Here is a 10,296-nt window from a genome sequence, read left to right as displayed (position 1 = left end):
TAAGTTTCTCTACAATCTGAGGCTCTTCTGATGAAGAGCCTTTTTTTATTGCAGGCAAAGAGGCTCCTCTGACGAAGAGCCTCTTTTTTGAGTGCTTGTTCATTACCTGGGAAATATTTTCATCATTTTAAGGCTTTGATACAGATGTATGTATCATAGTGATAAACCGAGACCTCTCTAAAGTGATATGCTGAAAACAGGCGGCTGATCTCTTCTTCACTGTACGATGAAAAAGATGTTGACCGTTTTTGTTCGTTGATCAGCTCCTGCTTTTGGAAGGATAAAAATACTTCTCCATCCACTTGAAGTACGCGGTACACTTCCTTCATGACTTGCTCAATATCCTTCAAGTAATAGATCGTCTGCACCGTAAATAATTTATTGAATGATCTGTCTTCAAAAGGTAATTGCTCAGCCTTACCAAGCGTAATGACGGCTTTGTCCTGTTCCGCAAGCTTCTTATGTTTTCTTTTTGCATATTTAATCATATGACGAGAGGCATCCACTCCATATACTTTGCCGCGGTCAAGTTTTTCAGCTACCTTTGATAAGGTGATGCCTCTTCCAGTCCCAATTTCTAAAATTCGGTCATTTTCTTGTATATTTAAGAGTTGAATCGTCCATTCATTGATATTATGATGATTTTTTTCCATATAGCGGGCAACCCATTTTGAGAACAAGCCTTTTGGTTCCCTCATTTGTTTTCCAATCCAGCTTTGAATCAATGTTAACACCTGCTTTTCACCAGTAAATAAAACTATTTACAAATTTTCTTACTTTTCATATCGGCTCTCACCTAACAAAAATTAAGACCTAGTCCTAATTTATTTGTCTTTTATAAGACGCTCCTTTTCAGAAAATGTTTCGCAGAAAGTGAAAATTTTTTTAACCCGAATAGGCGTTTTCATTATTTGTGCTCAGATTGATTTCGTTTTCTGCATGAGCTGCATAATTTATAAATGTATCTTGATTAGATAAAGGTGGTGCTAGATTATGGGCTTTGGCGGTTATTCTGGAGGCTACTGCGGTGGCTACGGTGGCGGTTTTGCAGGCGGATTCGCATTGCTTGTTGTACTGTTCATTTTGTTGATCATCATTGGTGCAAGCTGGATTTGCTAATGTAAAAGGAGCAGGAAACTATGACGTTTCCTGCTCCTTTTCTTTAATACCAATAAGTCCGGTACTGGTACATATAACGTCTGAGCATTTCCTCTTGCTCTCTTTGCATGCGGTATGGATTGCCGTACCCGTGCTTTAAGGAATGCGGAATAGATGCATACCCGTGCCCCACAGACGGAAATCTCATATATGGTGACATCGACATTCATTGATCACCTCACAATCACCTTTTACGGTATCATATGTGCAGGTGATCAATGTGGAGCGTGTCTAAACCTGGTCCTTCTCCATCGTATAACAATCAAGCATGGCAAGCATCATAAACATGTCAATCTCCTCCTTTTCACATTTTTCATTTCCTGTTTTAGTTCATATACATTAGTTGTTTCTGTTTCATTTCTTCATAAATTGTTTCGACTTCTTGTTCGTAAAGAACGGTCTCAATGTCCTTGTATTTCCGCTTGATCGTCAAAGTAATAAAAAATAAATGGATTGTCATATACGCTCACCTCCCTTCAGTTCGCAGCACGCGAAATAGCCCGCAGATCTTCTTTATCAGTTGACCTGCGGGCACACAAAAATGCAGATCAAAAGACAGTGTCTTCCAACCTGCAATGGATGATACGTGTGAAATCCTCGTTTACTTAAACAGTTTTGAAGCGTGCACCGTATAAGGCAAAGGAAGGACACGAACTCTTCCACAGGCTGATGACATGATGAAATTGTTGGTTGAATTGATCACAAGTAGATACGAATAACATATTCTTCAGCCTCCTTTACGTTTTTTTTAATTACTTTGTAAGTATATCCAGCAAGCACCATTTTGTAAACCTGTTTTTAGTCATATAGATGATTTTTGTGTTTTTGACTAAATTTCTACAGTTATTCTTGTCCGATTGTCCAATACAATGAAAAAAGCCTCCTCAGGCAAATGAGGAGACTTTCGAATTAATCTTCATCTAATTCTTGCAGTTTCTTTTGAAAGAAAATCGCGCGTTTAACACAAACAAAAGCTGCTAATAAGAAAACACAATCTATTCCCATCATCAGCATTTTTGGAGATGCTTCGATGTGCTGGTTCGGTAAGATCGTACCAATATATAAAAAGGTGCTGACAGCAAGCAAAATAAAAGCGTACTGCTTGTAATCTGTCACTAAATCACTCCACTTTTTCTTCACTTGTTTCACCTTCCAGTTATCAATGTCTATTCATAGCTTAACATAGTGAGAGAAAGCGAGGAGCATGTAAATCTATCCATTCGCCAGTGCGCTTAGTCCTTGCTTGATATCATGTAGTAAATCATCCACATCTTCAATTCCGACGGAAATACGAATTAAACCATCTGTGATGCCAAGCTCCTCCCGGCGGTCTTTTGGAATGGACGCATGGGTCATCCGGGCAGGGACAGAAATTAAGCTTTCAACCGCTCCAAGGCTTTCTGCGATTGTAAACAGCTTAAGCTGGCTTAAAAATACATCGACATGTTCTTCTTTTCCAATATCAAAAGAGATCATTCCGCCGAAGCCAGATGCTTGTGTTTTCGCAAGTTCATGTCCAGGGTGAGTATCGAGACCTGGATAATAAACACGTGTGACGGCTGCATGTTGCTTTAAAAACTCAGCGATTTTCTGTGCATTTTGTTGATGTGCTTCCATTCTTAGTCCAAGCGTTTTCATCCCTCTCATGAGAAGCCATGAATCCTGCGGTCCAAGAATTCCGCCTGTCGAGTTTTGAACAAAGTGCAGTTCTTCTCCAAGCTCTTTCGTCGCTGTGACGACAAGCCCGCCTACAACATCACTATGGCCGCCTAAATACTTAGTCGCACTGTGCAAGACAATGTCTGCGCCATATTCAATCGGCTTTTGGAAATACGGTGTGAAAAATGTATTGTCGACAATCATCAAGATGTTGGCTTCCTTTGTCAATTCGCCGATGGCTTTTAGATCCGTCATTTTGAGTAAAGGATTGGTTGGTGATTCAATGTAAACGGCTTTTGTTTCAGGTAAAATGGCTTTTTTCACCGCTTCAGGATCACTTGTGTCAACAAAGGTTGCAGTAATGCCAATGCGGTTTAGCACCTTTGTGATGACGCGGTAGGTTCCGCCGTACACGTCATCTGTCAGCACAATATGATCTCCGCTGTTAAACAGCATCATCACAGCCGTAATGGCTGCCATCCCTGAACCAAATGCGTAACCGCTTGCTCCTCCTTCAAGATCACGAATGACTGTTTCCAGGGCAGTTCTTGTTGGATTTGCTGTTCTGGAGTATTCATACCCCGTATGTTCGCCTGCTTTCGGCTGCTTATAAGTACTCACTTGGTAAATCGGCACAGACACGGCGCCTGTTCTTTCATCACCCGTTGTTCCGCTGTGAATCATCATTGTTTTTGGTTTCATGCTATTTTCCTCCCTCATAAATTCCTTTACTTAAATATCGCTCACTGCTGTCAGGAAAAATGGTGACAATGACTGTCCCAGGTGCTGCTTTCTTTGCTTCCTCTAAAGCGGCAAATAAAGCGGAACCAGAAGAGCTGCCGATGAGAACACCTTCTTTTTCAGCTGCTTCTTTCACCATTCGAAACGCATCATCATCACTGACAGTGTAAATCTCATCAAATAAAGCCTGCTCCATATAATCTGGGATAAATTCAAGGCCAATTCCTTCCGTTCTATGCGGACCCGGGTCCCCTCCATTTAAAATTGATCCTTCAGGCTCCACAACCACTGTTTTTAACGCCTGATTCTGCTCTTTTAAATAGGCGGCACAACCTTGAAAAGTTCCGCCAGATCCTGCTCCCGCCACGAATACATCGATATTCCCTTTTAAGTCGGACCATAATTCGGGACCGAGCGTTCTGTAGTAAGTCAATGGATTTACTTGGTTTTTAAATTGTAAAACACAATAGGCATTGTCAAGGCTTGCCTCTAATTCAAGGGCTCGATCAATCGCACCCTTCATGCCTTCTTTTCTCGGCGTATGAATAATCTCTGCACCGAGCGCCTTCATCAGTTGTTGTTTTTCTTGACTAAAATGTTCTGGTACACAAAAAATGGTCTGCAATTGATGCTTTCTTGCACTTAGGGCAAGCCCAATTCCTGTGTTTCCAGCAGTGGCTTCAATAATAGTTCCGCCTGGACGCAGTTTGCCAGATGCTAATGCTTCTCTGATGAGCATGTCACCTAAACGATCCTTAATACTTCCACCTGGATTCATCATCTCAAGCTTTGCATACACCTCAACGCCTTCTGGGACGCCAATCCCTGACAGCTTTAAAAGCGGTGTGCGGCCAATTAATTCAGTAATATCCTTTATGACAGCCATATGATTCCCTTCCTTTGTATGGAAAAGAAGGGGGGAACCCCTTCTTTTATTGTGTTTGCTTTATCATACGCAAGACAAGGTCGGTTGAGTGAATCGCTGCTTGCTCAAGGAATTGATCAAAGGAGATGTTGGATTCTTTCCCTGCAATATCCGATAGCGCACGAACGACAACAAATGGCGTACCAAAGAGCTGGCAGACTTGTGCAACGGCTGCGGCTTCCATTTCCACCGCATATAGCTCTGGAAACTTCTCTCTCACAAACGCTACACGATCCGGATCATTCATAAACGAATCTCCTGTTGCAATCGTTCCTTTTGCCACTTGAATATGATCAATTTCTAAAGCAGATTCTTCTGCCAGCTTCACAAGCTTTTCATCTGCAATGAAAGCAGCTGGAAGTCCCGGCACTTGTCCATATTCGTAATCAAAGATGGTCACATCTACATCATGATGTCTCACATCAGTAGAGATGACAATATCACCTACATTTAATGAGTGGTGAAAACCGCCAGCAGATCCTGTATTGATCACATAATCTGGCTGAAAGCGGTCAAGCAGTAATGTTGTGCTGACCGCTGCATTTACTTTTCCAATTCCTGATTTTAATAAAATCACTTCTTTATCTTCATAAACACCTGTTGTAAATTCACACCCAGCGATGTTTTCTTGTGTAGCATTTTTTAGTTGATCTCTTAAAATCGTCACTTCTTCTTCCATTGCACCTATAACTGCGATTTTCAAATCAAAAACATCCTTTCATTCCCTTTTCTTCGCTTCTACGATCCAAACAAAATCATTCATTTGATGAAAGGACGTGCTAAAACCTTCTTCTTCAAAGATTTGCTTTAGCACATCAATAGATGGATAATATTCCGTTTCTAAATCCTCTGCAAGCTGATCGAACCCTGCGGCTCTCGCTTTGTCGATCTGAGCTTGATGTGCTGCTTGATTTTGAAACATTGTATCAGCAAAAACTATTTTACCATCTGAGTGAAGGATGTTGCTATAGGTGTGAATGGCTTGTTTTTTTTCTTCATCCGTTAAATGGTGGAATGCATATGAGCTGACGATCGTATCTGGCTCAAAAGGCGGCGCTGGAAATGATAAAAAATCCCCATCATGAAATAGATCTGGCAGTCCTTTTTGAAGAGCCGCTTTCTTCATGGCATCTGATGGTTCAACACCAAACACGTTTTTATCAGCTGCAAGGAGTAGCGCTGTTAGATTCCCCGTACCGCTTCCAAACTCAAGAACATCTTGGCCTGAAAGGCGGACAATCTCTTTTAAAATAGCCGGATACCGGCGAAACACTTCTTTATACTGCTCGTCATGACCACTTACCGTGTCGTCATAAGAGTCAGCCCAATGATCAAATAAAGAAAGAAATTCACGTCCCATTTTCTTTCCCTCCACTTTATCTATTTATTCCTATGCGTATAGTATGTTTTATTCCGTCGAACAGTTCCTATCCTACCACAACTTCTGTTTCTTTCCTACTAAAAAATACTGGGAGAGACAGAAAAACATTTGCCCTTCTGAGGGAGAGAGATTAAGATGAATGAAGAGTATAGAGAGGTGAATCAAATGGATTTTCAGCTGGATTTTTTAAAGGATAAAATAGAATTTTTTGAAGCAACATCTTTAAAAGAACTTGAACAAAAGATCCAAAAACAAATTGAACATAATCAGGCGATTCTGCTGACTGTTCATTCTGTCAGTCATCAAACGACTGTGATCGATGAGCGGATTTTGTATACAGCAGTTGTTCATTTTAAAGCGAATGTCTAAACAAAAAAGATAGCAGATCTGCTATCTTTTTTTCATGTTTATCTTAATTTTTCAACCTTCACAGGTTTCCAGCCTTTTTCATCTACCCACGTAATTTCCACGCGGTAGCGTTCACCTGTTGATTTATCACGGATGGTTCCTTTTGCATCTTGAGGACCTCCGTTATTTCCTAACCAAAGAACGGTCATTTGATCTTCTGAAATTCCTGTCGCATAGGACATGGCTTTGATCATTTCTTTCCAGTCTTTTGAGCTGGAATCATAGGTTGCTGTATGTGAACCGGATTGCTCTGTTCCTACAGGCTCCCAGTCATCATTTTCGTATGTTTTGTCTACATCACTGGTTTTGCCGCCATCTGTTTCTTTGGCGTCTTTTAACGCATCTTTATTAGGTTTTTCTTCATCATCTGTCTTCTTCTTTTCGTCGTCTTGATCAGATGAATCATCTTTTTTTGCATCTGAATCATCGGATATGTCTTTCTTTGGATCTTTCACATCTTCTTGTGAGTTTTGTTTATTTTCACTTGTTGCAGGTGCCGTTTTTGATGGCTCTTTTGCTACATCTGTATCTTTCGGCTTATTAAAAATTAATAAACTCGATGCGACAACCAAAATAAGCACCACAACGATACCAATTAATATGTTAAGCACCATATTCGCCTTTCTGCGCTTATCACGATGTTCAAATCGAGAATTTCTACTCAAAATCTCTGCACTCCTTTGCCTCTGTTCCCTAAGTCGTTACTATTCTAACATGTCATGAAGGGATGTTCTATGTCTGTTTCTTTTCAATTTCATTGACCTTTTTTACAATATCATAAAACGCATCATTTGTCTTAGCCCGGCCACTTGTCTCATCAAGGTGAACAACAACAAGGGCGTATTTTGGTTTTTCTACCGGAAAGTATCCAGCAAACCACTTATGATAAAGCGAATTCCCCTTTTTGTCTTGACTGCCGGTTTGGGCAGTACCTGATTTTCCCGCTACATCGTATGGCAAATCTTGAAACCTTCTGCCGGTTCCCTTGTCAGAGGTCACCACCTGCCTTAAGAATTTTTGCAGCTTTTGAGCTGTATAGCGGTCTATGCTGCCCCCTTCAGGCCGTTTGTTTTGAAAGGACAGCATCGTTGTTCCGTTTTGATACAGCACTTTTTCTGCGATTTTCACTTCTTTTCGTTCTCCTCCTCTTGCGATCGTAGCCATCATATTCGCGATTTGCAGAGGAGTCGTTTTCACATTTTTTTGTCCTATTGCGGTTTGTGCAATGGCTTTTTTGACATGCTTGTCTCTTTTATCTCCCCACACACTGCCTGTTTCTTCACGATCAAACTGTTTGAAGTGCTGCTTATGATAGACATCCCCTTCCCAGCCAGCTCGATCTATGAGTCCAAGCTTTGCAGCCGTCTTTTCGATGATTTGATCATCTGTTTGAATGAGCCTTTCAGCAAGTGTCGCAAAGGTATAATTGCAGCTCTCTGAGAAACTGTCCGTCAGATTCAGCACTTCCTGTTTTCCTTCAGGCTCTCCATATAAATTCTTTCGACAGTCATACATGGTTTGTGGCTGGTCAAGGTTTTTTTCGATTGCTGCGGCAAGCACAGCCGTTTTAAAGACTGAGCCTGGTGCAATCGCTGTCAGCATGTAATTTCTTGCCTCATGCCGGTTTTTACTTGTGACATTTGGGGTACTCGCCATCGCGAGTACACTGCTTTTTTCAATGTCTAGCAGAACGGCACCGCCTTTTTCAACGCCTTGTTCTTTGAGCACCTTCTCCATTTCAGCCTGCATGTCTTCATCTATCGTTGTCTGTACCTGAAGTGGATAAAAGGAATGAGCTTCTGCTGTATATTTGACGTCCATACCGAACAAAGGGTTTCCCCTTCCATCCACATGATATAACAATTTTGTGTCTTGCTCGGGTAATAGAAATTCGTCAAAGGTACTTTCCAGCCCAAATGTGCCGATTTCAGTACGTATGGAAAGCTCTTTTTTGTCAGGATAACGCTTTCTGAGTAGTTCTGGATTTTCGCTTGTGAAACCTAATGTGTGGAGGGCAAGTCTTTTTTTGTCCTTCTCTTTCATATATACGCCGTACACACCTGAATATTTCATATCATTGATGTCTTTCAGTTTTTTTTTCGTGATGTCATCTTTTAAAATGAGAGGTTTTTTCGTTTCTGTTAACTGTTTTTTGAGTTCATCCTCTTCCATCTCAAGAATAGAGGCGGTTTGCTGCAAGCGTGGAAGATCATATTGCAGGAAAGGAAATAAGATAACCGCAGGCTGTTCTTTTGTAAGAAGTGCTTGGCCGTTTCGATCTAAAAACTCACCGCGACCGTCTGAAATAACGACTTCTTCTGTTCGCTGTTTGACACTTTCTTGTATTAAATTGATATCAAGCTTTGAAAACGATTCTGTGAAGAACAGCTGAATTTCTGCCAGTCTCATCAGAAGACCGAGCAATAGTATAAAAATAACCGCACCTGTCCATTGAATTCTTCTTTTTTTGCGCATAAAAACACCTCGTCCCTATTGTGGACGAGGTGTTTACCTGATAAACGTGATTATGAAATTTTTACAATTTGGACGAACATTTCTCCGCCCGGTGTTTGAACAGTTACTTTGTCGTCTACTTGTTTACCTAAAAGGCTTTTTGCAATAGGTGAATCGTTTGAAATCTTGCCTTCGAACGGGTCAGCTTCTGCACTTCCCACAATTGTGTAAGATTCTTCTTCCCCGTCTGGTAATTCAACGAATGTCACCGTTTTACCAAGTGAAACCACATTTGAGTTTCCTTCATCTTCGATAATTTTAGCATTACGAATCATATTATCAAGCGTTGTAATACGTCCTTCTACAAACGCCTGCTCTTCTTTAGCAGAATCATACTCCGAGTTTTCAGAGAGGTCTCCAAAACTTCTAGCGATTTTAATACGCTCTACAACCTCTTTACGTTTAACCGTTTTCAAATATTCAAGCTCTTCTTCTAATTTACGTTTTCCTTCTTCTGTCATTGGAAATACTTTCTCTTGTGCCATGAATCATTCACTCCTTCTATTAATCCTCATCATACAAACTTTCTGCACGTGAGTGACGACTGAAATATACAAGAATGAGGACATGTTCAGGCCCTCATTCCTTCTGTACCATATTCGTAAAAGTCCATCTTACATGGCGTCCCTTTTAGATGCAACTATTATGCCTTTTATTAGACAGGACCACTCGCAGCGGTCTAAAATCGCACAAACTGTGGAAAGGCACAGGAAGCTCCTGTACCTCGTTCGGCCATTTCGATCATATGTAGAAGAATAGCTTATCCATTCTCCATCTTCCAATACATAATATGGTCAGTGTACGATATGTCTATGCTATATTATTACAAAATTGCATTTTGATCAAGAATTGTTTGAAAATTTGTGATGATTTGTTTGTCGTTTTTTTAATATACTTTTTCAACTTCATTCTTTCGCTATGTGGTAGTGATTTCCCCATCTCTTCTTTTCTTCATTGTTTTCTTATCATATCAAACCCTCAAGATTCTTTCCGAGAATACTGCTTAAATAAACGTTCACACATTATTAACAAATATTTACAAGGAAATATTTGGTTTTTGTTGAATTTCATCAATGCAAGACCAAATACATGCTAGGGAGTGTTTTAAATGAACATGAAGAAAACAATTGTCTCTGTTCTATCCATCTCTACCTTATCTTTTTCACTAATGGGCATGGCTTCAGCCAAAGAAACAGCGGATTTCACAGTCAATAGCTGCTCCTCGGGATTTAAAACATTAGATGTAATTTCGATTCAAAATTACGATTTACCTATGAGAGTTGGTGAGCAATGCTCAGTCTATAATGCTGCAGCAACACGTTATTGGACAGATAACCAGAGTGTTGCTTCTGTAAGCTCTAGTGGGCTAGTGACCGCTCATTCACGTGGCGATGCCACTATCACTCTTTATAAAGGAACGTCTGTCTTAGGACAAGTTTTTGTGAGAGTTTGGTAAGATGATGCTGAAAAGACCTTTACAGTGTAAAGGTCTCAGACCGTAGACAAACCC

General features: G+C 40.5%; 14 protein-coding genes. 3 read left to right on the top strand and 11 right to left on the bottom strand.

Going from position 1 to position 10,296, the window contains the following annotated elements:
* Positions 1–122: 122 nt before the first annotated feature.
* Positions 123–725, bottom strand: coding sequence for a class I SAM-dependent methyltransferase (locus AWT60_RS18290; protein ID WP_024427897.1), 603 nt, complete (start codon positions 723–725; stop codon positions 123–125).
* 268 nt (positions 726–993) lie between these two features.
* Here AWT60_RS18290 and AWT60_RS18785 point away from each other — a divergent pair, with 268 nt between their 5' ends.
* Entirely contained in the window at positions 994–1,119 is a 126-nt protein-coding gene (locus tag AWT60_RS18785; protein WP_008342643.1) for a YjcZ family sporulation protein, read from the top strand.
* Positions 1,120–1,162: 43 nt separating this feature from the next.
* On the opposite strand, the gene AWT60_RS18280 is transcribed toward AWT60_RS18785, so the two are convergent.
* The 7 genes from AWT60_RS18280 to AWT60_RS18250 all read right to left on the bottom strand — a co-directional run bounded on the left by AWT60_RS18280 (position 1,163) and on the right by AWT60_RS18250 (position 5,843).
* A complete protein-coding gene (locus AWT60_RS18280) occupies positions 1,163–1,324 on the bottom strand; it encodes a hypothetical protein (RefSeq protein ID WP_155267112.1) in 162 nt (53 codons plus the stop codon).
* A gap of 159 nt (positions 1,325–1,483) precedes the next feature.
* Positions 1,484–1,618, bottom strand: a complete 135-nt coding sequence (locus tag AWT60_RS18275) for a YrzI family small protein (protein WP_197202995.1) — start codon at positions 1,616–1,618, stop codon at positions 1,484–1,486.
* 449 nt (positions 1,619–2,067) lie between these two features.
* Positions 2,068–2,298: a YrhC family protein gene (locus AWT60_RS18270; protein ID WP_034279976.1), complete on the bottom strand. Its 231-nt coding sequence runs from the start codon at positions 2,296–2,298 to the stop codon at positions 2,068–2,070.
* Between the two features lie 72 nt (positions 2,299–2,370).
* Entirely contained in the window at positions 2,371–3,519 is a 1,149-nt protein-coding gene (locus tag AWT60_RS18265; RefSeq protein WP_024423100.1) for a bifunctional cystathionine gamma-lyase/homocysteine desulfhydrase, read from the bottom strand.
* 1 nt (position 3,520) lies between these two features.
* Positions 3,521–4,444, bottom strand: a complete 924-nt coding sequence (locus AWT60_RS18260; protein WP_024427895.1) for a PLP-dependent cysteine synthase family protein — start codon at positions 4,442–4,444, stop codon at positions 3,521–3,523.
* Positions 4,445–4,490: 46 nt separating this feature from the next.
* The gene (gene mtnN / locus AWT60_RS18255) at positions 4,491–5,186 is read right to left on the bottom strand and encodes a 5'-methylthioadenosine/S-adenosylhomocysteine nucleosidase (protein WP_024423101.1); all 696 of its coding nucleotides are present in this window, start codon (positions 5,184–5,186) and stop codon (positions 4,491–4,493) included.
* A 15-nt stretch (positions 5,187–5,201) separates the two neighbouring features.
* Positions 5,202–5,843 (bottom strand): class I SAM-dependent DNA methyltransferase, encoded by a 642-nt coding sequence (locus tag AWT60_RS18250; RefSeq protein ID WP_024427893.1) that lies wholly within the window; start codon positions 5,841–5,843, stop codon positions 5,202–5,204.
* Between the two features lie 186 nt (positions 5,844–6,029).
* Here AWT60_RS18250 and AWT60_RS18245 point away from each other — a divergent pair, with 186 nt between their 5' ends.
* Positions 6,030–6,233, top strand: coding sequence for a YrzA family protein (locus AWT60_RS18245; RefSeq protein WP_024423103.1), 204 nt, complete (start codon positions 6,030–6,032; stop codon positions 6,231–6,233).
* A 38-nt stretch (positions 6,234–6,271) separates the two neighbouring features.
* Here AWT60_RS18245 and AWT60_RS18240 read toward each other — a convergent pair whose 3' ends face one another.
* The 3 genes from AWT60_RS18240 to greA all read right to left on the bottom strand — a co-directional run bounded on the left by AWT60_RS18240 (position 6,272) and on the right by greA (position 9,271).
* Positions 6,272–6,937: a YrrS family protein gene (locus tag AWT60_RS18240; protein ID WP_218677591.1), complete on the bottom strand. Its 666-nt coding sequence runs from the start codon at positions 6,935–6,937 to the stop codon at positions 6,272–6,274.
* Between the two features lie 67 nt (positions 6,938–7,004).
* Positions 7,005–8,747, bottom strand: a complete 1,743-nt coding sequence (locus tag AWT60_RS18235) for a peptidoglycan D,D-transpeptidase FtsI family protein (protein WP_218677590.1) — start codon at positions 8,745–8,747, stop codon at positions 7,005–7,007.
* A gap of 50 nt (positions 8,748–8,797) precedes the next feature.
* Positions 8,798–9,271: a transcription elongation factor GreA gene (gene greA / locus AWT60_RS18230; RefSeq protein WP_008358505.1), complete on the bottom strand. Its 474-nt coding sequence runs from the start codon at positions 9,269–9,271 to the stop codon at positions 8,798–8,800.
* Positions 9,272–9,894: 623 nt separating this feature from the next.
* Here greA and AWT60_RS18225 point away from each other — a divergent pair.
* Complete coding sequence (locus AWT60_RS18225) at positions 9,895–10,242, top strand: Ig-like domain-containing protein (RefSeq protein WP_046311893.1); 348 nt, start codon at positions 9,895–9,897, stop codon at positions 10,240–10,242.
* The last annotated feature ends 54 nt before the right edge of the window (positions 10,243–10,296 follow it).

It is taken from the genome of Bacillus sp. F2HM (assembly GCF_019266135.1).
Classification (GTDB): domain Bacteria; phylum Bacillota; class Bacilli; order Bacillales; family Bacillaceae; genus Bacillus; species Bacillus safensis.
This window is presented reverse-complemented; position numbering and strand designations above follow the sequence as displayed.